The sequence below is a fragment of the Streptomyces gardneri genome, assembly GCF_006539185.1.
Classification (GTDB): Bacteria; Actinomycetota; Actinomycetes; order Streptomycetales; family Streptomycetaceae; genus Streptomyces; species Streptomyces gardneri.
Map to the genome: position 1 here is coordinate 16,253 of NZ_BJMN01000050.1, position 24,527 is coordinate 40,779.

Below are 24,527 nucleotides of genomic sequence, written 5' to 3' on the forward strand. Positions count from 1 at the left end.
ACGGGATCGGCGCCTACGGCATGTGGGGACTGGTCCCGCTCTTCTGGCCGCTTCTCAAGCCCGCCGGGGCCGTCGAGATCCTCGCCCACCGGATGGTCTGGTCGCTGGTCTTCGTCGGCATCGCGCTGCTCGCGCTCCGCCGCTGGAGCTGGATACCGGAGCTCGTGCGCAGCCCGCGCAAGCTCGCGCTGATCACCGTCGCCGCCGCCGTCATCAGCGTGAACTGGGGTCTCTACATCTGGTCGGTCAACACCGGCCGGGTCGTCGAGGCGTCCCTCGGCTACTTCATCAACCCGCTGGTCACCATCGCGCTCGGCGTCCTCGTCCTCAAGGAGCGGCTGCGCCCGGCCCAGTGGGCGGCGGTCGGCGTCGGCTTCGCGGCCGTCCTGGTCCTCGCGATCGGCTACGGGCAGCCGCCGTGGATCTCGCTCGTCCTCGCCTCCTCCTTCGCGATCTACGGCCTCGTGAAGAAGAAGCTCAACCTCGGCGGCCTGGAGTCGCTCGCCGCCGAGACCGCCGTCCAGTTCCTGCCGGCCCTCGGCTACCTGGTCTGGCTCGGCACCCAGGGCACGCTGGCCTTCGGCTCCGAGGGCGCCGGACACGCGGCCCTGCTCGTCTCCACCGGGATCGTCACGGCGGTGCCGCTGGTCTGCTTCGGCGCGGCCGCCATCCGCGTACCGCTGTCGACGCTCGGACTGCTCCAGTACCTGGCGCCGACCTTCCAGTTCCTGCTCGGGGTCCTGTACTTCCACGAGGCGATGCCGCCGGAGCGGTGGGCCGGCTTCTCACTGGTCTGGCTCGCCCTGACGCTCCTCACCTGGGACGCGCTGCGCACGGCCCGCCGCAGCCGGGCCGCGATGGCCGCCGCGTCGGCGGAGGCGGTCGCTTCGGTCGAGGCGGCCTCGATCGAGGCGGCCTCGGTCGCCCCGAAGGTCCACCAGGGACGCTGACCCGACCGACCTCACACGTCGGTCGGACGTCACTCAGGCGTCCAGGAGGTCGTGCTCCCTGATCAGCCAGCAGACCGCCGTCAGCCGCAGGGTCACGAAGTCGTGGCCCGCGGGCTCGGCCCACTCGGCCTCGGAGAGCCCGTGGGTGAACCCCCGCACATAGTCGGCGAGCTCCTCCCGCCGTACGGTCCGGCCCTCCGGCCCGCGCTGTGCCGGGACGAGCGCGTCGCACACCGCGGCGGCGTGCTGGTCGACGGCGGCCGCGAGGCCCGGCTCGGAGGTGACCTCCGCGAGCCGGGGCAGGTACGCGAGGGCGACATCGGTCAGGGGGCAGCCGGGCGAATCGCTCATCACTCCACATTAGGTGCGGACAGGGAGGTTCAGGGCGTGACCTTGGTCGCAGCCGGAGGGGGCGAGGAGTGGCCGGTTACCACCCATGGGGTCGGTTCTCTCTTGTAACCGACCGGGCCCTGCGCCAGGATCGGGTCATGGATGACAGCGCCATCAAGGCACCGAGCCACTGCGCGGCGAGCTACGGGAGCGACGGGGACCCCGATCCCTTCCAGTGGGACACCCGCGAGGACTGCGAGGTCCGCCAGATCCTCGACCGCGTCGCCGACAAGTGGTCCCTGCTCGTCATCGCCCTCCTCGACCGCCGCGTCCTGCGCTTCACCGAGCTCAAGCGCGAGATCGACGGCGTCAGCCAGCGCATGCTGACCGTGACGCTGCGGCAGCTGGAGCGCGACGGCCTGGTGAAGCGCACCGTCCACCCGGTGGTCCCGCCCCGCGTCGAGTACGAGCTCACCCCCCTCGGCGGCACCCTGCACACGACGATCCGCTCCCTCGTGACCTGGACCGAGCAGCACCAGAACGAGATCGCGGCGGCACGCGAGGAGTACGACGCGAAGGAGGCGGCCCTCACCTGAGGGCCGGTACGGGGGAAGCCGGAGCCGGGAGCGGTCGGCGTCCGGAGCAGCCGGAGCCCCGAGCCCGGCGCCCCCGGAAATCCGGTGGCCCGCGCCCCGGGGCGTCGCCCACTCTGAGGTCCATGGAAGAACCGAAGTACCGGATCCGGGCGCTCCACACCCCGGACACCGTCACCGTCTACCAGGCGTACCGGCCGGAGATCGGCCTGCCCGCCGCCCGCGACGGTCGATTCCCGGCCACCTGGAAGCGCGACCGGATGACGTGGATCAAGCCGTCGTTCCTGTGGATGATGTACCGCTGCGGCTGGGGCGCGAAGGAGGGCCAGGAGACGGTCCTCGCCGTGGAGATCACCCGCGAGGGCTTCGAGTGGGCCCTGCGGAACGCCTGCCTCTCGCACTACGTACGCCGCTTCCACCCCGACCAGGCCACCTGGAAGCGGCAGTTGCGGCAGGCCCCGGCCCGCGTCCAGTGGGACCCGGAGCGCGACCTGCACCTGCGCCCGCTCCCGCACCGCTCGCTCCAGCTCGGCCTGTCGGGCGAGGCCTCCCGCCGGTACGCGGACGAGTGGACGGTCTCCGTCACCGACGTGACCCCGCTCGCCCACGACGTCCACGCGCTGGTCCGCGCGGGCGACCCGACCGCCGCCGCCCGGCTGCTGCCCCGCGAGGAGCCGTACCCGACGCCCGACGGGCTACTGGACCACCTGCTCGTTCACGAAGCGGCGAACCCCGCCGAACCGGCCACCGAGACCGAGAAGTTGAAGTCGCCGGTGCCGAACATTCCGTAGAGGCGCAGCCACAGCTGCACGAGCTGCTCGGTGGCCCGGGCGCTCGACAGGTCGCCGAGGTCCAGGATCCGGCCGGAGGGCCAGCCGAACGAGCGGAGCAGATCGGCGACCACGGCCTTCGCGCCCTCGTCGTCGCCGCTGAGGAAGACGTTGTGGTCGCCCGGGACGCGGTCGGGCTCGACCATCACCGTGTTGGTCATCGTGTTGAGCGTCTTGACGACACGGGTCTCAGGGAAGGCCTTCTGGAGCTGCTCGGCGAGGCTGCCGCCGTCGGGCGTGAGGACCTTGGGCGGGAAGCCCTCCGAGAAGTCCAGCGCGTTGGAGACGTCGACGAGGACCTTGCCGCGGAGGTTCTCCGCGCCCGCGGACTCCAGGACGGCGAGGGAGACGAGTCCGCCGGTCGCGTTCACCACCAGCTCGGCGGGGCCGGCGGCGTCGGCGAAGGTGCCGTGCGCGCCGCCGTGCTCCTCGGCCCACTTCACGGCCTCGGCGTTGTCCGCGGTGCGGGAGCCCATGGCGACCTCGTGCCCGAGGGAGACCAGCTTGGTGGCGAGGCGGCGACCGACCTCGCCCGTCCCCAGTACGGCGATCCTCATGACGTGTGCTCTCCTCGGTGTCCGAAAACCAATGACCCGGCGGCCCGACCCTACGACGCCGAGGCCGCCGACGGCGGCCCGAACCGTCCCGCGTCTTCCCGTACCCGCGCGTGCAGGTGCATGTCGTGCCGGCCGTCGCCATGGAGGGCCGCGCTCCGCTTGGTCCCCTCCCACGCGTAACCGGAAGCCAGGGCGACCCGGCACGAGGCCTCGTTACGGGTCGAGTGGTCCAGCTCCAGGCGGTGGAACCCGATGTCGTCCAGGGCCCACGCGGTGAGCGCCGTCAGGGCGCGGGAGGCGACCCGCGCTCCCCGCGCGGCGGGGAGCACCCAGTACGCGCAGTCGGCCAGTCCGTCGTCGAAGTCCATGCCACGCAGCGCGATCCGCCCGAGGACCTCACCGGTGCCGGGGGCGACCACCGCCCAGTGCCCGCCGCGCTCCCGCTCCCAGTCCCGGCGGTAGCCGTCGAACCAGGCGCGGACCGCGTCCTCGGACGCGGGCCTGCGCGTGTGCCAGCGCCGGATCGCGGGGTCCTGGTAGGCGGTGAGGAAGACCGGAACGTCGGCGTCGGCCCAGGGACGGAGCACCAGGCCGCCGACGGCGGCGAGTTCGGGCTGCGGGGAGCCGGCGATGGCACCGGCGGGGAGGACGGGCGCCGTGGAGAGTTCACGAGTCATGGCGCCATCCTTCCCTCCCCCGCCCTTTCCTCCCCCGCCCCTTCCCCAGGGGTACGGGCACGGTGCGCCCGCACCTTGTGGCGGTTGCCGCACCGTTCCATCGAGCACCAGCGGCGGCGCCCGGGGCGTGAGGTGTCGGCGAAGAGCAGGGCGCAGTCGTCGGCGCCGCAGACGCGGATCCGGTCGGCGTACGGGCCGGTGAGGAGCTCGACGGCGTCCCGGGCGACCGTGGCCAGGAGCCGGGTCCCGGTGGCGCCGGGGGCCCAGGCGCGGGTGCCGTCCGGGCGGATCACGGCCGCGAGCGGCGCCCCCGCGGCGGCCTCGTTGACCGCCGCCAGATCCCGGGGGTCGTATGCCTCTCCCCCGGCGCGCGCCAGAGCCAGCCGCCAGAGGGCGTCCCGTACCGTCCGCACGGCCGTCAGCTCGGCGGGCGTCACGGTCACGTCCGGACCCGGGGCGAGGCGGCAGTCCCTGATCCAGTCATGGAGGCCCCGCGCATCGTCGAGGACTTCGTATCGGGCGGCGACGGGACCGGGGCCTCCGGTGAGGAGCAGCTCCAGGCAGAGCGCCCCGGCGTCGAAGTGGAACCGCTGTCCGTCGCGGTGCTGGAGCGTCATTCCCGGGCGTGTTCCGGTGGCGGCCTGAGTCACGTAACCAGTATAAGTAGTTACATGACTGCGCTCCACTGGAAGCTCGTGATCGACTGCTCCGACCCGCACGCCCAGGCAGCGTTCTGGGCAGCCGCCCTCCGCTACCGGGAAGAGGACCACAGCGCCCTCGTCGAGCAGCTGCTCGGCGCGGGGGCCGTCCCCGCGGACCAGACCGCCACCGTCCACCCCGGCACCCCCGAGAAACGCCTCGGCTGGCGCACCCTCGCCGCCGTCCGCCACCCGGACGATCCCCTGGACCCCGTCAGCGGCGCGGGCCTGGGGCGCCGGATCCTCTTCCAGCAGGTCCCCGAGCCGAAGACCGTCAAGAACCGCCTCCACGTCGACGTCCACGCCGAATCCGGCGCCCGCGACACCGAAGTGACCCGCCTGGAGGGCCTGGGCGCCACGGTCCTGCGCCGGGTGGCCGAGCAGGGCGGGTCGTGGGTGGTGATGGCGGACCCGGAGGGGAACGAGTTCTGCGTGCAGTGAGGCAGTGGCCGCCGGACGAGTGGGATTCCCCGTCCGCCCGGCGGCCACACGCTCACAGAGTGAGCAGCGCCTCGTGCGCGGCACCCGGGACACCCGGGTCCCGCAGCGGCCGCAGCGCGAGCCGCATCAGGGCGAGGGCGTTGTCGTCCCCGGCGATCCGGTTGACGCTCAACTCGCCGCAGGACAGGCACTCGTGGACGATCATCCACTCGCCGTCCGGACGCACGGAGACGCTCAGTGCCGCCATCCGCCCGTGACAGTCCGCGTCCCGGTCACCCGGCACCCGGCGGTCCACATGCAGGCTCACCAGGCAGTTCGGGCAGTGGTTGCGGTGGGCGGTGCCGGGCGCGGACAGGGACACGTCGAGCCGGCAGCCGGCACACCGGAAGTCGTGCGACCGGTGCTGCCGCCCCTGCCCGTGGAGTACATCCTTGCGCCGCTGGGCGACACGGCGGACCTGGGCGTTCTTGCGCCGCGCCATGTCACAGCTCCCCGAACGCTTCGAGCGGGAACGGGGGTTGTGCGAGCGGCCGGACCGCCATCCGCATCAGGATGAGCCGGTTGTCGTCCCCGGCGACGGGGCTGGACGTCAGCTCGTCGCAGCGGACGCACCGGTGGATCACCCGCCAGTCTCCGTTGCGCAGCACGGCGATGGAGATGGGCGTCATCCGGGCGGCGCACTCGCTGGGCCCGCCGTCGACGTGGTCGACGACGTGCCGCGAGTGCAGGCAGGACGGGCAGTGGTTGCGCCGCGGCCCGTCGGCGGGATGGGCGTGGACGGTCAGACCGCACCACACGCAGAGGAAGGTGTCGAGGGAGGTGATGGGCACCCGGGGGCTCCTTGCTGAGGAATCGTCGATAACAGCAGGAGTCGGCCGAGCGGCCTCGGAGTACGGCTACGCGGTGGTGCGTCGAGGCGCGCTCGGCGCGGGCCGGGGCATACAACACCCTCTCTACGGGGCAGGGTCGGGCAGGTCGGGCCACGCGAGGCGGGACCGGACCGGGGACACGCGGACGGAAGACCCTCCGAAACTACGACCCCGCCGACCCGACCCGCCACCGCTTTTTCCCACGCTTCCCACGCTTACGGCGTCACGGCCGCCGCACCTCGAAGAGGAAGCAGCCGTACTCGACGGCCCGTACGTGCACGAGGGCGACGGCCGGATCGGCGAAGGCCTCGGCGAACGCCCCATCCGCCTCCTCACCGGCGGCCTCGGACAGCTCGAGGAGCCGCCCGCCGACGATCCGCCCCGCCGCGTCGTACCGCCGGACAGCCCGCAGCACCCCGCCGCGCACGAAGGGGTACGCCTCCGAGGGCGCGGGTCCGCCGCACTCCTCGGCGTGCACGAAGACGGGCCCCTGCTCGTCGTACGCCCCGGGATCGACCCCGGCCTCGGCGGCCCAGCGCCGCAGCGGGGCGTACGACACGAGCGCGATCCGCTCCCCCGCGACGGCGGCCCGCAGACAGCACCGCAGGGGGCCGCCCCCTTCCTCGGCGACGAACGGCACAAAGGGACGCCCGGCGTCGTCGGTGACGCGCAGCCGGGCGAGGACGGCGGACGGGATGGCACGAGCGGTGTAGGTGGTCATGGAGCCAGGGTCACGCGGAGCCACCGCCGCCCGCTGGCGGAATTCGGACGGGAAGCTCGGGACGGGATCCGGGTGCGGGGCCTGGGCAGGGGAGCCACCGGCGACGGAATCTCCCTCGTCCGCTGAGCGAACGCACCTGACCGGTTTCCGCTCTTGACGCGGAGTCAAACTCTCGCTGAACATTCAGCACGCACAACAGAACAACTGAACACCGCACATGCACTCGCACAGCTCCAGCGCCTCGTGGCACCCAAGCCCGAGGCGTCTCGCACGTTCCGTCCCATCCCCGTTCGGAATCCGGAGCCCCCACATGAACATCTCCGTGCCCAGACGCGTCACCGCGGTCGCCGCTCTCGCGGCCCTCGCACTCGCCGGTCTCACCGGCACCGCCGGCGCCGAGTCGCGTGCGGCCGTCGCCGCGCCCGACATCCCGCTGGCCAACGTCAAGCAGCACTTGACGGACCTCCAGTCGATCGCCACCGCCAACGGCGGCAACCGCGCCCATGGCCGTACCGGCTACAAGGCGTCCATCGACTTCGTGAAGGCCAAGCTCGACGCCGCCGGATACACCACGACGATCCAGCAGTTCACGTCCAGCGGTGCCACCGGCTACAACCTCATCGCCGACTGGCCGGGCGGCGACCCGAACCAGGTCCTGATGGCCGGCGCGCATCTCGACTCGGTCAGCTCCGGCGCCGGCATCAACGACAACGGCTCCGGCTCCGCCGCGGTCCTGGAGACGGCCCTCGCCGTCGCCCGGTCCGGCTACCAGCCCTCCAAGCACCTGCGCTTCGGCTGGTGGGGCGCGGAGGAGCTCGGTCTCGTCGGCTCGAAGTACTACGTCAGCCAGCTGCCCACGGCCGAACGGTCCAAGGTCTCCGGCTACTTGAACTTCGACATGATCGGCTCGCCCAACCCGGGCTACTTCGTCTACGACGACGACCCGGCCATCGAGCAGACCTTCAAGAACTACTTCGCGGGTCTCGGTGTCCCCACCGAGATCGAGACCGAGGGCGACGGCCGCTCGGACCACGCCTCGTTCAAGAACGTCGGCATACCCGTCGGCGGTCTCTTCACGGGCGCGAGCCGGGTCAAGACCAGTGCCCAGGTGTCGAAGTGGGGCGGTACGGCCACGGCCTTCGACCGCTGCTACCACTCGTCCTGCGACAACACGTCGAACATCAACGACACCGCCCTGGACCGCAACAGCGACGCGGTCGCGCACGCGATCTGGGCGCTGTCCGGCACCACGACGCCGCCCACCGGCACGGTCTTCGAGAACACGGCCGACGTCTCGGTCCCGGACAACGGCGCCGCGGTGACCTCGACGGTCAACGTCACGGGCATCACCGGCAACGCCCCGAGCAACCTCGCCGTCGGCGTGGACATCGTCCACACCTACCGCGGTGACCTCGTGGTCGACCTCGTCGCCCCCGACGGCTCGGTCTACAGCCTGTCCAACCGGTCCGGCGGCAGCGCCGACAACATCGTCCAGACCTTCACCGTGAACGCCTCCTCGGAGGTCGCCAACGGCGCCTGGAAGCTCCGCGTCCAGGACAAGGCCTCGGTCGACACCGGTTACATCAACAACTTCAAGCTGACCTTCCCGTAAGCCAGGGGAAGAGCCGGCGGAAGTGCACACTCCCGGGTGGGTCGGTGACCATCGCCCCCGACCCGCCCGGGGTCCCAACCTGACTGCTACTTACCGGCGTTGGCCGCGTTCACCAGCGCGTCCTGCGTCACCGCGCCGACGTAGACCTTGCCGTCGTCCGTGAGCAGCGCGTTCACCAGCTTCGTCTTGAAGAGGGTGCCCGAGCCGAACTTCCCGGTGACCTTGTCGCCGAAGGAGTCCAGGAGCCCCTGGATCTCCTTCGGCGCCTCGTCGGTCTTCGGGGCCGGGGCGCCGGTGTCGAGCTTCGCGATCGTCGTCCAGCCCTCGCCGATGACGTTCAGGCCGCCGTCCTTCCCGAAGTCGCCGAAGCCCTTCTCCAGGTCGCCGAAGCCCTTCTCGAAGCCCTCGGGGAACTTCTCCTCCTTCGCGCCCTTCTCCGCGGCGCCCTCCGTCACCTTCGCGCCCTCGGGGACCTTGAAGTCGAAGTCCGAGGCCGCCGGCTTGCCGAAGTCGACCTTCGTGAAGCCCGCGTCGACGACCGGCTTGCCGCCCTCGACCGAGGCGAGGGTGAACTTCAGCGGGGTGCCGTTCGCCGCGTCCACGGCGATCTTGACGGACTCGACCGTCGAGCCGGACTGCTTCGGCTTGATCAGCAGCTGGTACGCGTCCCGGCCGGCGACCTTGGCCGTGCCGTCGACGGTGATCGAGGTGGTGTCGCCGGCCGCCTTCAGGATCTCGTCCGCCAGCTCCTTCGGAGTGGCCGGAATCTGCTTGTCGGCGCCCTCGGGGGCACCGGAGGCGCCCTTCTCGTGGAAGACCTCCTTGGACTTGCTGTCGTAGGCCCAGACGTCGTCGCCGTTGTGGACGAGGCTGTACTCGTCGGAGCCGTCGAGCAGCGTCAGCTTCTGGCGGTCGGGGCCGTCGGCGGCCACGCGCAGGGTGTGCGTACCGGAGACGAGCTCCGTGAGCTTCTCGGTGGGGTCCGCCGTGGAGGAGCCGCCGTCGCCGCCGCCGGCGAGACCGCCGAGGCCGGCCAGGCCGCCGAGGGGCAGGCCGAGGTCGGTGGAGATCCTGAACGTGCCGGACAGGGTCTGGGTGTCCGAGGCGGCGATCTTCTCGATGAGCTGCTGGGCCGTGATCTCCGGCAGGTCCGGGTCACCGGCCGCCGCCAGTGCCGGGACGAGCCCGATGGTCGCCGCGGCCACTCCTGCCACCGCGACCGGGACGATGAACCGGCTCGCCTTACGGGTGTCTGCCATGGTCTCCGCTTCCTCCGTGCGCCCTAGTGGTCGATGACTCCATCTGACCAAAACGGCGGCACGGAAGCGTCAGCCCCCGGGATCAACCTCGCGTACTGCTTCGGGATGACCCGACCCTGAGTTCCCCTCACCCGCACGGGGTACGGGGCTCCGCGGGCGAAGCCCCCGAGAGAGCTCAGCGCGCGCGGTGGACCACGGCGTCGCACATCTCCTGGAGCGCCGACTTCGCGTACCCGTCGGGCAGCGGCGCCAGCATCTCCCGCGCCTCCTCCGCGTACCGCACGGTGTCCCGCCGGGCCTGCTCCAGGGCCGGGTGGACGCGGAGCCGCCGCAGGACCTCGGCGTGCCGGTCGTCGTCCGTCAGGTCGCTGTCGACGAGGGCGACGAGCTCGACGTCCTCGGGGCGGCCGTGGGCGGCCGCCGCGGCCCGCAGGTGCAGGACGGGCAGGGTCGGGATGCCCTCGCGGAGGTCGATGCCCGGGGTCTTGCCGGACTCGTGGGAGTCGGAGGCGATGTCGAGGACGTCGTCGGCGAGCTGGAAGGCGACGCCGAGCCGCTCCCCGTACTGGGTGAGGACGTCGACGACGCTCTCGTCGGCGCCGGCCATCATCGCGCCGAAGCGGCAGGAGACGGCGACGAGCGAGCCGGTCTTGCCGCCGAGGACGTCGAGGTAGTGCTCGACGGGGTCGCGGCCGTCGGTCGGTCCCGCGGTCTCCAGGATCTGGCCGGTGACGAGTCGTTCGAACGCCTCGGACTGGATCCGTACGGCCTCGGGGCCGAGGTCCGCGAGCGTGTGCGAGGCGCGGGCGAAGAGGAAGTCACCCGTCAGGACGGCGATCGAGTTGCCCCAGCGCGTGTTGGCGCTCGGCACCCCGCGCCGGACGTCGGCCTCGTCCATGACGTCGTCGTGGTAGAGCGTGGCCAGGTGGGTGAGCTCGACGACCACGGCGGAGGGCACCACGCCCGGCGCGTAGGGGTCGCCGAACTGGGCGGCGAGCATCACGAGCAGGGGGCGGAACCGCTTGCCACCGGCCAGGACGAGGTGCTGCGCGGCCTCCGTGATGAAGGGGACGTCGCTCTTGGTGGCGTCCAGGAGGCCCGCCTCCACAGCCGCCAACCCCGTCTGGACATCGGCTTCGAGAGCCTGGTCCCGCACGCTAAGACCGAACGGCCCGACGACGGTCACGAGGGGGTCTCCTGTCTGCTGACGCCTGCTGACGATCACATGGACTGTTTGACGATCACACGGATTGTCGATGTGTCGCTCGATTCACTCAAGCCAGCGTATCCGGTCACCTTTCGATCACCGTGGGCGCCTTCCCGTCACCCCCGGTATGTTCGTGATCAGCTCATACGACCAGGAGTAGGCGTTTTGTCCCGAACAGCGATCGATACGGATCCGAACGGCGAGCAGCCGCCCCCCGAGGACGACCACGCGTTCCTCGGTCACCCCCGGGGCCTGCTGACCCTCTCGGGCCTGGAGGTCTGGGAGCGGTTCTCGTTCCTCGGCATGCAGGCCATCCTCGTCCTCTACTTCGCCGCGAGCGTCTCCGACGGCGGCCTCGGCATGGCCTCCGGCACCGCCGCCTCGGTCTCCGCCGCCTACGGCACCCTCGTCTACCTCGTCTCGGTGGCCGGCGGCTGGCTCGCGGACCGCGTCCTCGGCTCGTACCGCGCGGTCCTCTGGGGCGGCATCCTGATCGCCTGCGGCCACTACGCGATGGCCGTGCCGACCGCCGCGATGACCTGGGTCGGCCTCGGCCTGATCAGCGCCGGCACCGGCCTCCTCAAGCCGAACGTCGCGACCATGGTCGGCAAGCTGTACCGCACCGACGACGACCGCCGCGACGCCGGTTTCGCGCTCTACTACATGGCGATCAACATCGGCGCCTTCGCCGGACCGCTGATCACCGGCTGGCTCGCCGACCACAAGGGCTACCACTGGGGCTTCTCGGCCGCCGCGCTCGGCATGACCCTCGGCCTGATCCAGTACGTGGCGGGCCGCCGTCACCTGGCCGGGCGCAAGCACTCCGCCGAATTCGCCCTCGCCCCGGACGCCATGCGCCGGGCCGTCCGGCTGATCGTCACCGGGACGGTCGTGACGGCCGCCGTCGCCGTGGTCCTCGCCGTCGCGGGCTGGCTGACCATGGACCGGTTCGTCGACCTGCTGACCCTGATCTCGGTGATCGCGCCCGTCGTCTTCTTCTGGGTGATGTTCACCAGCCCCCGGGTCACGGCCGAGGAGCGCGGCCGCCTCAAGCCGTACATCGTGCTGTTCCTGGCCTCGGTGGTGTTCAACTTCATCCTCTTCCAGGCGTACTCGACGATGATCCTGCTCGCCTCGACCAACGCCCGCACGACCATCCTCGGCTTCGACTTCCCGGCGAGCTGGTACGCCTCCGCCCTCGGCGCCTTCGAGGTCCTCCTCGCCCCCGTCGTGGCCGCAGTCTGGGCCCGGATGGGCCACAAGCAGCCGCACGCCTCCAACAAGATCGCCTTCGGTGTGATCCTCGGCGGCCTCTCGTTCCTCCTGATGGTCCTGCCGACCTCCGGGCACGCCGACGACACGTACCAGATGGCCGCCTGGTGGATCGTCGGCTCGTACCTGCTGCTCGGCCTCGGCGACGTGCTCCTGGAGACCTCAGGGATGTCCGCCACGAGCAAGCTCGCCCCGAAGGCCTTCGCCAGCCAGACGATGTCGCTGTGGTTCCTGTCGCTCGCGCTCGCCAACGGCATCCAGGCCCAGACCGTGAAGCTCTACGACGACGTCTCCAAGGCCGCGTACTTCGGCGTGAACGGCGCCGTGGCCGTCGCCGTCGGCCTCGTCGTGATCGCCCTGGCGCCCTGGCTGCGCCGCACCATGCACCCCGTCCACTGAGGCAGCCCCCGAGGTGAGCTCATGCCGAAGATCCGTACCGACTTCCCGTACGAGACCCGCCACGAGGACGTCCGCATCCCGCTCCCCGACGGGACCAGGCTGTACGCCCGGATCTGGCGCCCGGTCACCGAAGAGCCCGTACCGGCCCTCCTGGAGTACCTGCCGTACCGCCTCAGCGACTGGACCGCGCCCCGGGACTGGCAGCGCCACCCCTGGTACGCGGGCCACGGCTACGCCTCCGTACGGGTCGACGTCCGCGGCCACGGCAACAGCGACGGCCTCCCCGGCGACGAGTACGACGCCGTCGAGCTCGCCGACGGCGTGGCCGTCGTGAACTGGCTCGCCGAACAGCCCTGGTGCTCGGGCGGCGTCGGCATGTTCGGCATCTCCTGGGGCGGCTTCAACGCGCTCCAGATCGCCGCCCTCGCCCCCGAGCCGCTGAAGGCGATCGTCACCGTCTGCTCCACCGACGACCGGTACGACAACGACGTCCACTACATGGGCGGCTCGGTCCTCGGCGTCGACATGCACGCCTGGGCCGCCACCATGCTCGCCTTCGTCTGCCGCCCGCCCGACCCCCGGTACGCGGGCGAGGAGTGGCGCGCGATGTGGCTGAGGCGCCTGGAGGCCGTGGACCCGCTCATCCACACCTGGCTCGCCCACCAGACCCGCGACGCCTACTGGCGGCACGGCAGCGTCTGCGAGGACTACTCCGCCATCGGGGCCGCCGTCCTCGCCGTCGGCGGCTGGCACGACCCCTACCGGGACACCGTCCTGCGGCTCGCCCAGCACCTCCCCCAGGACCGGGTGCGCGGCATCATCGGCCCCTGGTCCCACCAGTACCCGGACCGCGGCCTGCCGCCCGGCCCCGCCATCGGCTTCCTCCAGGAGACCCTGCGCTGGTGGGACCATCACCTCAAGGGCGTCGACAACGACGTGATGGCCGAGCCGCTGCTGCGCTCCTGGATCAGCGAGTCGCACCCGCCGGCCACCGTCTACGAGGAGCTGCCGGGCCGCTGGGTCACCGACCCCGCCTGGCCCTCCCCGAACGTCACCCCCGTGACGTACGCCTTCCAGGGCGCCCCGGTCGTGGTCGACTCGCCCCAGCAGACCGGCATCGACGCCGGCCGGTTCTTCCCCTTCGGCAACGACGCCGACCTCCCGCCCGACCAGCGCGAGGAGGACGCCCACTCGGCCTGCTTCGACTTCCCCGTCCCCGAGGACGGCGGCCCCATCGAGATCCTCGGCCGCCCGTCCGTGAGCCTCCACCTCCGGACGCCCGCGCCGACCGGCCAGGTCGTCGCCCGGCTCTGCGACATCGCCCCCGACGGCTCCTCCACGCTCGTCACGCGCGGCGCGCTGAACTTCTCCGCCCGCTACGGCCGCGACCGGGCCGTGGAGGCGCAGATCGACGAGTGGGAGAGCTTCGACTTCGAGCTGAACGGCATCGGGCACACCTTCCCGCCCGGCCACCGGGTGCGGCTCGCGGTCTCCTCCACGTACTGGCCGTGGATCTGGCCGCAGCCGGACGCGGCGGGCTTCACGCTCGACCCGGCAGGCTCCTCCCTCACCCTGCCGGTCCGCCGCCACACGGAGGACGCCGTCGAGTGGGAGGAGCCGGAGCAGTCCGAGCCGCTGGGCGTCGCCTACCCGCGCACCCTGGAGGAGCCGCGCCCGGAGCGGGTCGTGGTGCGGGACGTGGCGAAGGGCGAGTGGAAGCTGGAGGTCGACCCGAAGTACGGCGGCACGCGCGTGTACCCGGACGGCCTGGAGTTCACCGAGGACGCCGTGGAGACGTACACGATCGCCGAGGGCGACCCGCTGTCCGCGCGGACCCGCTCGGAGTGGTCGATCCGGCTGCACCGGCCCGAGATGTCCTGGGACGTCACCGTCGACACGCGCTCGGAGATCTCCTGCGACGCGGACGCCTTCCACACCGCGAACGAGGTGGTGTGCAAGGAGGGCGGCGAGGTCGTCTTCCACCGCACGTGGGAGGAGAGCATCCCGCGCACGGCGGGCTGAGGACGCGCGAAGGCGCCCGTACCCCGACGGGGGGTACGGGCGCCTTCGTGCTGCCTTGCGGGGCCGGTTACGCGTTCGCGCCGGCCTTGCGGCGGCGGGCGAAGACCAGCGCGCCCGCGCCGAGGGCGACGGCGCCGGCGGCGGCGAGGCCCAGCGGCAGGGTGTCGTTCGCACCGGTGGCGGCGAGGGTGCCGTTGTTCACCGGGGTGCGGGACGAGCCGCCCTGCTGGGTGGTGTTCGTGTTCCCGCCGGTGGTGACGGTCGGCGCCGGGGTGGGCGCCGCGGTCGTCTCCGTCGGCTCCGGGGCGGGCGTCGCGGTCGTCTCCGTCGGCTCCGGCTTCGGCTTGCCGGTCTTGGCCGCGAGGATGTCGAACTCGGTCTGCGCGAACTGCTCGCCGCCGCCGCAGTCACCGTCGAACTTCTCGTACGCGCCGAAGCTGACGGCCGTACCCTTGCCCGCGGGGGCGTCGGCGGCGACCGTGAGGCGGAGCTTCACGTCGTACTGGCCGCCCTTGACGAGCTTGCCGATTTCGATGGAGTCGGACTTCTCGGTGAACGAGGTCCACTCCAGGTTGTCGGCGGAGGACCACTCGACGGGGATGATCCGCTTGGCGAAGTCCGTCTCGTCGTCGATGAGCTCACCGGGCGCGGGGAGACGCATCGCGTTGACGTAGGCGTGGACTTCCTCCAGGGTCCGCTCGGTGGGGTTGCTGACACGCAGCGAGAAGATCGTGGGCTCGCCGGCGGTGACCGTCTTCGGGCCGGTCAGCGCGACCTTGAGGGAGGACTCCTTCTCCATGTCCTCCTCCTCGCAGATCGCACCGCCCTCGAACTCCTCCAGGGCGTCCTCGGCGTCGGCGAGATCCTGCTCGGCCACCACGATGTCGGCGGCGAGGAGGGTCGCCTTCTGCGTGAGGGCGACCATCGCGTCGCTGTAGGCCGTGCTCGCGTTCTTCAGGCGGAGGTCGGCCTCGGTCTTGGTGGTGGCGGCGGACTCGGCAGCGGTCTTCGCCGCGGTGACGGCCTGCTCGGCCGTCGCGATCTCCTCCGGAGTCGCGGCGCTGCCGGTCTCCTTCAGCTTCGCCAGGGCCTCCTCGGCGGCGACGAGCGCCGCGTCGGCGGTGGCCTTGGCGGTCTTGGCGGCCCCTGCGGCGGCGGTGGCCGCGGCCAGCTCGGTCTTCAGGGCCTCGTCGATGTTCTTCTCGTCGATGTCCTTCACGACGGCCTTGCGCTGCGCCTTGAGGTCGGCGAGCTTGGCCTCCGCGTCGGCGACGGCGGCGAGGAGCTTCTCGTACTCGGCGAAGTCATCGCCGTCCGGGTCCTCGTCCGAGGCGGGCTTCTGGGTCGACGCGGGCGACGGCTTGGTGTCGGCGAACGCGGGCGCGGCGGACAGGAACACGGCCGGGGTGGTCACGGCGGCGGCCACGGCGGTCGCGAGAATGCGACGAATCTCCACAGTGCGGGACCTTTTTCCTGGTCAGGGAGTGTGAGAGAGGTGCGGGGCACGCGCCTGCGGCAGCTTCACGCGGCGCGATACCACCGTGATCGTATGGCCGGGAACGCCCCTGCGGGAGACCGCTTTTCACGGCTCGGGGCGGGGTGCATCACTCACCGGGCGCGCAAACCGCGCGAAGTCGGACAGTTGCTCACGGAGGCCGCGCTTTCTGTGTGATCCATGTCATCAGCGCCCGGCGGCCCGCCCCGTAACGTGTCCCCCACACACGTGGAAAGCGAGGCACGCACAGATGTCCGAGCACAGCCCGCTCGACCTGGCCGAGGGCGATCCCTTCGGCCCGCACAACCTCCCGTACGGCGTCTTCACCACCGCCGACGAGCCCGAGCGGCGCCGGCTCGGCGTCCGGATCGGCGGGTACGTGCTGGACGCGGGCGCCGCCGCGCACGCGCTCGGCTCGCCCTATGCGGCGCTGCTCGCCCAGCCGAGCCTGAACCCGCTGCTCGCGGCCGGGCGGACCGCCTGGCGCGATGTGCGCCGGGCGCTCACGGCCTGGGTGACGGTGCCCGCGCACCGGGCGGACATCGAGCCGCTGCTGCACCCGCTGGACGCGGTGACGCTGCACCTGCCGTACGAGGTCGCGGACTACGTCGACTTCTACGCGAGCGAGCACCACGCGACGAACGTGGGCCGGATCTTCCGCCCCGACGGCGACGCCCTCACCCCCAACTGGAAGCACCTGCCGATCGGTTACCACGGTCGCGCGGGCACGGTCGTGGTCTCCGGCACCGATGTCGTGCGCCCCTCCGGGCAGCGCAAGGCGCCGACGGACGCGGCCCCGGTCTTCGGCCCGTCGATCAAGCTGGACATCGAGGCGGAGGTCGGCTTCCTCGTCGGCACCCCGTCGGAGCTGGGCCGGCCGGTCGCGCTCGGCGACTTCCAGGAGCACGTCTTCGGCCTCACGCTGCTGAACGACTGGTCGGCGCGCGACATCCAGGCCTGGGAGTACGTGCCGCTCGGCCCGTTCCTCGGCAAGTCGTTCCAGACCTCGGTCGCGGCCTGGGTGACGCCCCTGGAGGCGCTGGACGCCGCCCGGACCGCCCCGCCGGCGCGGGACTTCCCGCTGCTTCCGTACCTGGACGACGCGGCCGAGGAGGAGCCGGGCGGCTTCGACGTGCGGATCACCGTGGAGATCAACGGCGAGACCGTGGCGGAGCCGCCGTTCTCCACCATGTACTGGACGGCTGCCCAGCAGCTCGCCCACATGACGGTGAACGGCGCCTCGCTGCGCACGGGTGACCTGTACGGCTCCGGGACGGTCTCCGGGCCCGAGGTGGGCCAGCGCGGCTCGCTGCTCGAACTCACCTGGAACGGCCGGGACGCGATCGAACTGGCCGGTGGCAAGCGGACGTTCCTGGAGGACGGTGACGAGGTCGTGCTCACGGCCTGGGCGCCGGGCCCGGACGGCACGCGCGTGGGTCTCGGCGAGGTCCGGGGCCGGATCGTTCCTTCCGCGTAGCCGGTGGCTACCGGGGCCGCCAGAGAGCGGGGACGTTCGGCGGCTCCCAGCCGGCCTGGGCGGTGTGTGCCTGGAGGCACACATAGCCCGGGCCGCCGTAGGTGACGGTGTCCCCCGCCCGGTAGGCGGTCCCGGCGGCCCAGGTGCCGCCGGGCGGCTGGGTCGTCGCGGTGGCCGTCGGGGTCGGGCTCGGGCCGGGGGTCTGCAGCACGTTCAGGACGAAGTCGAAGGCGGCCTCGCGGGCCCCTCCCGTGTCCCGCACGGTCATGAGCAGCCGCGGGTCGAAGATCGTGTCGGTGTTGTTGCGGGGTTCGTTCGGGAAGTACAGCTGGGTGGTGAGCACCGGGCGGCCGGGCGCCTGGAGCTTGACGTGGATGTGCCGGGTGCGGCCGGGGTAGAGGCCGGGCACGATCGTGGTGAGCTTGAAGGCGCCCTGGGCGTCGGTGAACTGGTGCCCACGAAAGCGGAAGCCGGTGTTGTCGTAGGCGCCGTTGGTGTCGGCCTGCCAGAAGTCCAGCAGGACGCCCGCTATCGGCCGGCAGGCGAGCCCGAAGACGTAGCCGCTGACGGTGAGCCGTACGCCGACCGTGCCGGACTCCAACAGGCTCGTCCGCAGCGGCGAGTTGGGCTTGAAGTAGGGGCCCTCGGTCTGCGGCGGGGTCGGGTCGTCGCCGTCGTCGCACTCCGGGGTGAGCGCGGGCGCGGCCTCGCCCGCGGTGAGGGTGCGGGCGAGCGCCGGGACGCCCATGAGCACCGCGGGCGCCGCCATGCCGGCGGCGAGCGCGGCGCGCAGCACCGCCTTGCGGGTGACGTGCCCGGTACTGGTTTCGTGGTCCATGCCTGCTCCTCGTGCGGGGGGCTGGGGTCGCAACGAACCTAGGCCCGCACGCCGCCGCCTTCGAGGGACGGAACACGGCCGTCGTGGTGTTTTCGGAAGTCCCCGGGGCTACGGCCCGTCTCCCGACGGAAGAAGCGGCAGAAGTACGCGGGGTCGTCGAAGCCGGCCCGCCGGGCGACCTGATGGATCGACAGGTCGGTGCCGATCAGGAGCCGTTGGGCCTCGCGCGTGCGCGCCTCGCGGAGCAGCACCCCCGGGGTCCGGCCGGTGGCGGCCCGTACGGCCGCGGTGAGGTGGCCGGGGGTGACCCCGATCAGCTCGGCGCACTCCCGCACGGACCGGTGGTCCTCGCCGGTACGGGCGATCAGGCGGGCGAACTCCTCGGCGACCGCCCCCGCCCTGCCGGCCTGCGCCCCGTCTCCGGGGCCGGCTCCGGCGTCGGGACCGGGGCCGGGCAGTCGCGCCGTACGGACGAGGAGGACGCGCAGCAGGGACCGCAGGACCGTCGCGAAGCCGGGGTCGCCGTGCCCGTACTCCTCGGCGAGCTCGGCCATCAGGCGGGCGGTACGGGCGTGCGTGGGCCCGTCGAGGGTGAGCCAGGGGCGTTCGCCGAGGCGGCGCAGCAGCGCCCGGTCGCCGGGGTGGTCGAGGAGGAAGTCCTCGGTGAAGAGGACGACGGTGCCGTCCAGGCCGCGGGCGTCCTCCCAGCGGTGCACCTGCCCGGGCACGATCACGGCCAGGTGGGGCGGGCGCAGTTCCCAGCGGGCCAGGTCGACGACGTGGGCGCCGGTCCCGGCGGTGACGTGGACGATCTCGTAGAAGGTGTGGCGGTGGGGGAAGGCGGCCCTCGACAGGGGGCCGACGGCGTCGAAGCTCCCGGCGGCGAAGGGCACGTCGTCGGGCAGGCGCAGTTCCAGGCGGTGGACGGGCGGGTCGCCCGCCCGGGGGGCGGCGCAGGGAGTCCCTGGTAAGACGGTCGAGCCACGCATCGTGCCGCTTCCCTCTCGACGACTGGTACAGACCATTCGGGGCGGTTTCCACGATGGCACGGGCACCGCCCATGGGTCACCCCCGCGCCCACCCACCCGTGGACACACGAGGAGGGGCCCGGCTCACCGTGAGCCGGGCCCCTCCTCGTACAGCGCACACCTACCGGACGAACACGCTCGCCTGGTTGGCCAGGTCGAGGAAGGGCTGCGGCGCGAGGCCGAGCACCAGCGTGACCACCACGCCCGCCGTGATGGTGAGCGTCGTCAGGGCCGAGGGCACGGCGACCGTGGGGCCGTCCGCCTTCGGCTCGCTGAAGAACATCAGCACGATCACCCGGATGTAGAAGAACGCGGCGATCGCCGAGGAGAGCACGCCGACCACGACGAGCGCGCCCGCGCCGCCGTCCGCCGCCGCCTTGAAGACCGCGAACTTGCCGGAGAAGCCGGAGGTCAGCGGAATGCCGGCGAAGGCGAGCAGGAAGACCGCGAAGACCGCCGCGACCAGCGGCGAACGGCGGCCGAGCCCGGCCCACTTGGAGAGGTGGGTGGCCTCGCCGCCCGCGTCCCTGACCAGGGTGACGACGGCGAACGCGCCGATCGTCACGAAGGAGTACGCCCCCAGGTAGAAGAGGACGGACGAGATGCCGCTCGGGGTGGCGGCGATGACGCCGGCGAGCAGGAAGCCCGCGTGCGCGATGGACGAGTAGGCCAGGAGCCGCTTGATGTCGGTCTGAGTGATGGCGACGATCGCACCGCCCAGCATGGTGACGATCGCGACGCCCCACATGACCGGCCGCCAGTCCCAGGTGAGGCCCGGCAGCACCACGTACAGCAGGCGGAGCAGCGCGCCGAACGCGGCGACCTTGGTCGCGGCGGCCATGAAGCCGGTGACCGGGGTCGGGGCGCCCTGGTAGACGTCCGGGGTCCACATGTGGAACGGCACGGCGCCGACCTTGAAGAGGAGCCCCGTGAGCACCATGGCGAAGCCGATGAGCAGCAGGACGTCGTTGCCCATGGTGTCGGCGAGCGCCGGGTCGACGGAGACGACGGCGCCGTCGACGACCCGGGCGATCGTGGCGTACGAGACGGAGCCCGCGTAGCCGTAGAGCAGGGCGATCCCGAAGAGCAGGAACGCCGAGGAGAAGGCGCCGAGCAGGAAGTACTTGACGGCCGCCTCCTGCGACATCAGCCGCTTGCGGCGGGCGACGGCGCAGAGCAGGTACAGCGGGAGGGAGAAGACCTCCAGCGCGACGAAGAGCGTCAGGAGGTCGTTGGCCGCGGGGAAGACCAGCATGCCGGCGATCGCGAAGAGCGCGAGCGGGAAGACCTCGGTGGTGGTGAACCCGGCCTTGACGGCCGCCCTCTCCTGCTCGCTGCCGGGGACGGCGGCGGCCTCGGCGGCGAAGGAGTCGACCTTGTGGCCGTGGTCGGCCGGGTCGAGCCTGCGCTCGGCGAAGGTGAAGATCGCGACGATCGAGGCGAGGAGAATGGTGCCCTGGAGGAACAGGGCGGGTCCGTCGACGGCGATGGCGCCCATGGCCGCGATCTGGGCCTTGGTGGTGCCGTAGCCGCCGGCCGCCAGGGCGACGACCGCGGCGAAGGCCGCGGCGAGGGCGAGGACGGAGAGGAACACCTGGGCCACGTACCGGCCCTTGCGGGGCACGAAGGCCTCGACGAGGACGCTGATGATCGCGGCGCCGATCACGATGAGTACGGGCGAGAGCTGCGTGTACTCGATGTGGGGAGCCGGGATCTTGTTCAGCGGCTCGACCGCCGCCGTCGTCCACAGGCTGTGGACAGCCGTTGCGCTCACTGGGCGGCCTCCACGTTGGGCACGGTGGGCTGGGGGTCCTTCTGCTGGACGTCGGACATGGTGTGCTGCACCGCCGGGTTGACGACGTCCGTCAGCGGCTTCGGGAAGACGCCGAGGAAGATCAGGACGGCGATCAGCGGGACGACCACCGCCAGTTCACGCGCCCGCAGGTCCGGCAGCGTGCGCACCTCCTCCTTCACCGGCCCGGTCATCGTCCGCTGGTACAGGACGAGGACGTAGAGCGCGGCGAGGACGATGCCGGTGGTGGCGATGATCCCGGCCACCGGGTACCGGGAGTAGGTGCCGACCAGGACCAGGAACTCGCTGACGAACGGCGCGAGTCCGGGCAGCGACAGGGTCGCGAGGCCACCGATCAGGAACGTGCCGGCGAGCACCGGGGCGACCTTCTGCACACCGCCGTAGTCGGCGATGAGCCGCGAGCCGCGCCGGGAGATCAGGAAGCCGGCGACGAGCATCAGCGCGGCCGTCGAGATGCCGTGGTTGACCATGTAGAGCGTGGCACCGGACTGGCCCTGGGTGGTCATCGCGAAGATGCCCAGGATGATGAAGCCGAAGTGCGAGATCGACGCGTAGGCGACCAGACGCTTGATGTCCCGCTGGCCGACGGCGAGCAGCGCCCCGTACACGATGCTGATGAGCGCGAGGACGATGATCGCCGGGGTGGCCCACTTCGAGGCCTCGGGGAAGAGCCCCAGGCAGAAGCGGAGCATCGCGAAGGTGCCGACCTTGTCGACGACGGCGGTGATGAGGACGGCGACCGGGGCGGTGGCCTCCCCCATCGCGTTCGGCAGCCAGGTGTGGAGCGGCCAGAGCGGCGCCTTCACGGCGAAGGCGAAGAAGAAGCCGAGGAAGAGCAGCCGCTCGGTGTTGGTCGCCATCTCCAGCGAGCCGTTCGCCCGCGCCTCGGCGATCTCCGTGAGCGAGAAGTTCCCCGCGACCACGTAGAGCCCGATGACCGCGGCCAGCATGATGAGGCCGCCGACCAGGTTGTAGAGCAGGAACTTGACCGCCGCGTACGAGCGCTGGGCCGCCGCGTTCTCGTCGGAGCCGGAGTGCGCCCGGTCGCCGAAGCCGCCGATGAGGAAGTACATCGGGATGAGCATGGCTTCGAAGAGGACGTAGAACAGGAAGACGTCGGTGGCCTCGAAGGAGAGGATCACCATCGCCTCGACCATGAGGATCAGGGCGAAGAAGCCCTGGGTGGGCCGCCACCTCTTCGAGGAGGTCTCCAGGGGGTCGGCGTCGTGCCAGCCGGCCAGGATGATGAACGGGATCAGCAGGGCGGTGAGCGCGATCAGCGCCACCCCGATGCCGTCGACCCCGAGCTCGTACCGGACGCCGAAGTCCTTGATCCAGGAGTGCGATTCGGTCAGCTGGTACCGCTCGCCGCCGGGCTCGAACCGTACGAAGACGACGGCGGCGAGCACCAGCGTGGCGAGCGAGACGAGCAGCGCCAGCCATTTGGCGGCGGTGCGACGGGCGGCGGGGACGGCGGCGGTGAGGATCGCACCGGCCGCCGGCACCGCTGCCGTCAGCGTAAGGAGCGGGAAAGACATGGCAGTTACACCGCCCTCATCAGCAGGGTCGCGGCGATCAGCACCGCAGTACCTCCGAACATGGAGACCGCGTACGTGCGGGCGTAGCCGTTCTGGAGCTTGCGCAGTCGGCCGGAGAGTCCGCCGACGGCGGCCGCGGTGCCGTTGACGACGCCGTCGACCAGGGTGTGGTCGACGTAGACCAGGGAGCGGGTGACGTGCGTCCCGCCGGTGACGAAGACGGCGTGGTTGAAGTCGTCCTGGAGGAGGTCGCGGCGGGCGGCCCGGGTGAGGAGCGAGCCGCGCGGGGCGACGACCGGGACGGGCCTGCGCCCGTACTGGAGGTAGGCGAGCCCGACGCCGATCACCATGACGGCGACGGTGGCGGCGGTGACGGCGGCGGCGCTGATGGGCGGGTGGCCGTGCGCGTAGCCGGTGACCGGCTCCAGCCACTCGACGAACCCGGCGAACTCGAAGTAGGCGCCTGCGGCGACGGAGCCGACGGCCAGCAGGATCATCGGGATCGTCATGGACCTGGGCGACTCGTGCGGGTGCGGCGGCTCGCCGTTCTCGTCGTTCTGCCAGCGCTTCTCGCCGAAGAACGTCATGAGCATCACGCGGGTCATGTAGTACGCGGTGATGGCCGCACCGAGCAGGGTGACCGAGCCGAGGATCCAGCCCTCGGTGCCGCCCTTCGCGAAGGCCGCCTCGATGATCTTGTCCTTGGAGAAGAAGCCGGACAGACCGGGGAAGCCGATGATCGCGAGGTAGCCGAGGCCGAAGGTGACGAAGGTGACCGGCATGTACTTCCGCAGGCCGCCGTACTTCCGCATGTCGACCTCGTCGTTCATGCCGTGCATGACCGAACCGGCACCGAGGAAGAGCCCGGCCTTGAAGAAGCCGTGCGTCACCAGGTGCATGATCGCGAAGACGTAGCCGATGGGGCCGAGGCCGGCCGCCAGGATCATGTAGCCGATCTGCGACATCGTCGAGCCGGCGAGGGCCTTCTTGATGTCGTCCTTGGCACAACCGACGATCGCACCGAAGAGGAGCGTGACCGCGCCGACGACGGTGACGACGAGCTGCGCGTCCGGCGCCGCGTTGAAGATGTCGGCGGAGCGGACGATCAGATAGACACCGGCGGTCACCATCGTGGCCGCGTGGATGAGGGCCGAGACCGGGGTCGGGCCCTCCATCGCGTCCCCGAGCCAGGACTGCAGCGGCACCTGGGCCGACTTGCCGCAGGCCGCGAGGAGCAGCATCAGGCCGATCGCGGTCAGGGTGCCCTGGGACGCCTCGCCGGTCGATGCCAGGACCGGCCCGAAGGCGAAGGTCCCGAAGGTGGTGAACATGATCATGATGGCGATCGAGAGGCCCATGTCGCCGACCCGGTTGACCAGGAAGGCCTTCTTCGCGGCGGTGGCCGCGCTGGGCTTGTGCTGCCAGAAACCGATCAGGAGGTACGAGGCGAGGCCGACGCCCTCCCAGCCGAAGTACAGGAGCAGGTAGTTGTCGGCGAGGACGAGCAGGAGCATCGCCGCGACGAAGAGGTTGAGATAGCCGAAGAAGCGGCGGCGGCGCTCGTCGTGCTCCATGTAGCCGATGGAGTAGACGTGGATGAGCGTGCCGACCCCGCTGATCAGCAGGACGAAGGTCATCGACAGCTGGTCGAGCTGGAAGGCGATGTCCGCCTGGAAGCCCTCCACCGGGATCCAGGTGAACAGCCGCTGGTGCATGGCCCGGTCGTCGGCGCTCTTGCCGAGCATGTCGGCGAAGAGCGCCAGGCCGATGAAGAACGAGACGGCCGCGAGCAGGGTGCCGAGCCAGTGCCCGGTCCTGTCGAGGCGCCGTCCGCCGCAGAGCAGGACGGCCGCGCCGAGCAGGGGTACCCCGACGAGCAGCGCAATGAGATTTTCCACGGG

At 71.5% G+C, this 24,527-nt stretch carries 23 protein-coding genes; 8 read left to right on the top strand and 15 right to left on the bottom strand.

What is annotated here, in order from left to right:
• The first annotated feature begins 20 nt into the window (after positions 1–20).
• Complete coding sequence (gene rarD, locus SGA01_RS32595) at positions 21–950, top strand: EamA family transporter RarD (protein ID WP_229918389.1); 930 nt, start codon at positions 21–23, stop codon at positions 948–950.
• 33 nt (positions 951–983) lie between these two features.
• Here the strand turns inward: rarD and SGA01_RS32600 are convergent, their stop codons facing one another.
• Positions 984–1,301, bottom strand: coding sequence for a DUF6401 family natural product biosynthesis protein (locus tag SGA01_RS32600; RefSeq protein WP_055641905.1), 318 nt, complete (start codon positions 1,299–1,301; stop codon positions 984–986).
• A 137-nt stretch (positions 1,302–1,438) separates the two neighbouring features.
• Between SGA01_RS32600 and SGA01_RS32605 the strand changes: the two genes are divergently transcribed.
• Together SGA01_RS32605 and SGA01_RS32610 are read left to right on the top strand one after the other, a co-directional pair.
• Positions 1,439–1,876, top strand: a complete 438-nt coding sequence (locus tag SGA01_RS32605; RefSeq protein WP_141301096.1) for a winged helix-turn-helix transcriptional regulator — start codon at positions 1,439–1,441, stop codon at positions 1,874–1,876.
• A 122-nt stretch (positions 1,877–1,998) separates the two neighbouring features.
• Complete coding sequence (locus SGA01_RS32610) at positions 1,999–2,664, top strand: DUF4291 domain-containing protein (protein WP_141301098.1); 666 nt, start codon at positions 1,999–2,001, stop codon at positions 2,662–2,664.
• On the opposite strand, the gene SGA01_RS32615 is transcribed toward SGA01_RS32610, so the two are convergent.
• Genes SGA01_RS32615 through SGA01_RS32625 form a run of 3 tightly spaced genes read right to left on the bottom strand, consistent with a single transcriptional unit; the run spans position 2,589 to position 4,554 of the window.
• Positions 2,589–3,260 carry an NADPH-dependent F420 reductase gene (locus tag SGA01_RS32615; protein WP_141301100.1) on the bottom strand — a complete coding sequence of 224 codons (672 nt, stop codon included), beginning with the start codon at positions 3,258–3,260 and terminating at the stop codon, positions 2,589–2,591. The two genes, SGA01_RS32610 and SGA01_RS32615, sit on opposite strands and share 76 nt — an antisense overlap.
• A gap of 50 nt (positions 3,261–3,310) precedes the next feature.
• Positions 3,311–3,937 (bottom strand): GNAT family N-acetyltransferase, encoded by a 627-nt coding sequence (locus tag SGA01_RS32620; protein WP_141301102.1) that lies wholly within the window; start codon positions 3,935–3,937, stop codon positions 3,311–3,313.
• Entirely contained in the window at positions 3,934–4,554 is a 621-nt protein-coding gene (locus SGA01_RS32625) for a CGNR zinc finger domain-containing protein (RefSeq protein ID WP_141301179.1), read from the bottom strand. The genes SGA01_RS32620 and SGA01_RS32625 overlap by 4 nt, the downstream gene beginning before the upstream one ends.
• Positions 4,555–4,608: 54 nt before the next feature.
• Between SGA01_RS32625 and SGA01_RS32630 the strand changes: the two genes are divergently transcribed.
• Complete coding sequence (locus tag SGA01_RS32630; RefSeq protein WP_141301104.1) at positions 4,609–5,076, top strand: VOC family protein; 468 nt, start codon at positions 4,609–4,611, stop codon at positions 5,074–5,076.
• A 52-nt stretch (positions 5,077–5,128) separates the two neighbouring features.
• On the opposite strand, the gene SGA01_RS32635 is transcribed toward SGA01_RS32630, so the two are convergent.
• The 3 genes from SGA01_RS32635 to SGA01_RS32645 form a co-directional block, all read right to left on the bottom strand.
• Positions 5,129–5,557: an RNHCP domain-containing protein gene (locus tag SGA01_RS32635; protein WP_141301106.1), complete on the bottom strand. Its 429-nt coding sequence runs from the start codon at positions 5,555–5,557 to the stop codon at positions 5,129–5,131.
• A gap of 1 nt (position 5,558) precedes the next feature.
• On the bottom strand, positions 5,559–5,906 hold the full coding sequence (locus tag SGA01_RS32640) for an RNHCP domain-containing protein (protein ID WP_229918385.1): 348 nt from the start codon (positions 5,904–5,906) through the stop codon (positions 5,559–5,561).
• A gap of 262 nt (positions 5,907–6,168) precedes the next feature.
• Entirely contained in the window at positions 6,169–6,666 is a 498-nt protein-coding gene (locus tag SGA01_RS32645; RefSeq protein WP_141301110.1) for a DUF1203 domain-containing protein, read from the bottom strand.
• A 310-nt stretch (positions 6,667–6,976) separates the two neighbouring features.
• On the opposite strand from SGA01_RS32645, the gene SGA01_RS32650 reads away from it, so the two are divergent.
• On the top strand, positions 6,977–8,278 hold the full coding sequence (locus SGA01_RS32650; RefSeq protein ID WP_141301112.1) for a M28 family metallopeptidase: 1,302 nt from the start codon (positions 6,977–6,979) through the stop codon (positions 8,276–8,278).
• An 86-nt stretch (positions 8,279–8,364) separates the two neighbouring features.
• Here SGA01_RS32650 and SGA01_RS32655 read toward each other — a convergent pair whose 3' ends face one another.
• A complete protein-coding gene (locus tag SGA01_RS32655; protein WP_141301114.1) occupies positions 8,365–9,537 on the bottom strand; it encodes a LolA family protein in 1,173 nt (390 codons plus the stop codon).
• A 175-nt stretch (positions 9,538–9,712) separates the two neighbouring features.
• On the bottom strand, positions 9,713–10,723 hold the full coding sequence (locus SGA01_RS32660; protein ID WP_141301116.1) for a polyprenyl synthetase family protein: 1,011 nt from the start codon (positions 10,721–10,723) through the stop codon (positions 9,713–9,715).
• Between the two features lie 186 nt (positions 10,724–10,909).
• Between SGA01_RS32660 and SGA01_RS32665 the strand changes: the two genes are divergently transcribed.
• Both SGA01_RS32665 and SGA01_RS32670 read left to right on the top strand, forming a co-directional pair.
• Entirely contained in the window at positions 10,910–12,415 is a 1,506-nt protein-coding gene (locus tag SGA01_RS32665; protein ID WP_141301118.1) for a peptide MFS transporter, read from the top strand.
• A gap of 21 nt (positions 12,416–12,436) precedes the next feature.
• Positions 12,437–14,437: a CocE/NonD family hydrolase gene (locus SGA01_RS32670; RefSeq protein ID WP_141301120.1), complete on the top strand. Its 2,001-nt coding sequence runs from the start codon at positions 12,437–12,439 to the stop codon at positions 14,435–14,437.
• A gap of 67 nt (positions 14,438–14,504) precedes the next feature.
• Here SGA01_RS32670 and SGA01_RS32675 read toward each other — a convergent pair whose 3' ends face one another.
• Positions 14,505–15,893: an LPXTG cell wall anchor domain-containing protein gene (locus tag SGA01_RS32675; protein WP_141301122.1), complete on the bottom strand. Its 1,389-nt coding sequence runs from the start codon at positions 15,891–15,893 to the stop codon at positions 14,505–14,507.
• A 289-nt stretch (positions 15,894–16,182) separates the two neighbouring features.
• Here SGA01_RS32675 and fahA point away from each other — a divergent pair, with 289 nt between their 5' ends.
• Positions 16,183–17,409 (top strand): fumarylacetoacetase, encoded by a 1,227-nt coding sequence (gene fahA / locus SGA01_RS32680; RefSeq protein ID WP_055641920.1) that lies wholly within the window; start codon positions 16,183–16,185, stop codon positions 17,407–17,409.
• A 7-nt stretch (positions 17,410–17,416) separates the two neighbouring features.
• On the opposite strand, the gene SGA01_RS32685 is transcribed toward fahA, so the two are convergent.
• From SGA01_RS32685 to nuoL, 5 genes are all read right to left on the bottom strand, one after another.
• Entirely contained in the window at positions 17,417–18,247 is an 831-nt protein-coding gene (locus SGA01_RS32685) for a dioxygenase family protein (protein WP_141301124.1), read from the bottom strand.
• Positions 18,248–18,285: 38 nt separating this feature from the next.
• Positions 18,286–19,236 carry a helix-turn-helix transcriptional regulator gene (locus tag SGA01_RS32690; RefSeq protein ID WP_141301126.1) on the bottom strand — a complete coding sequence of 317 codons (951 nt, stop codon included), beginning with the start codon at positions 19,234–19,236 and terminating at the stop codon, positions 18,286–18,288.
• A 160-nt stretch (positions 19,237–19,396) separates the two neighbouring features.
• The gene (gene nuoN / locus SGA01_RS32695; protein WP_141301128.1) at positions 19,397–21,049 is read right to left on the bottom strand and encodes an NADH-quinone oxidoreductase subunit NuoN; all 1,653 of its coding nucleotides are present in this window, start codon (positions 21,047–21,049) and stop codon (positions 19,397–19,399) included.
• On the bottom strand, positions 21,046–22,626 hold the full coding sequence (locus SGA01_RS32700; protein WP_055641924.1) for an NADH-quinone oxidoreductase subunit M: 1,581 nt from the start codon (positions 22,624–22,626) through the stop codon (positions 21,046–21,048). Before SGA01_RS32700 ends, nuoN begins: the two co-directional genes overlap by 4 nt.
• A gap of 5 nt (positions 22,627–22,631) precedes the next feature.
• Entirely contained in the window at positions 22,632–24,524 is a 1,893-nt protein-coding gene (gene nuoL / locus SGA01_RS32705; protein ID WP_141301130.1) for an NADH-quinone oxidoreductase subunit L, read from the bottom strand.
• Between the last annotated feature and the right edge of the window lie 3 nt (positions 24,525–24,527).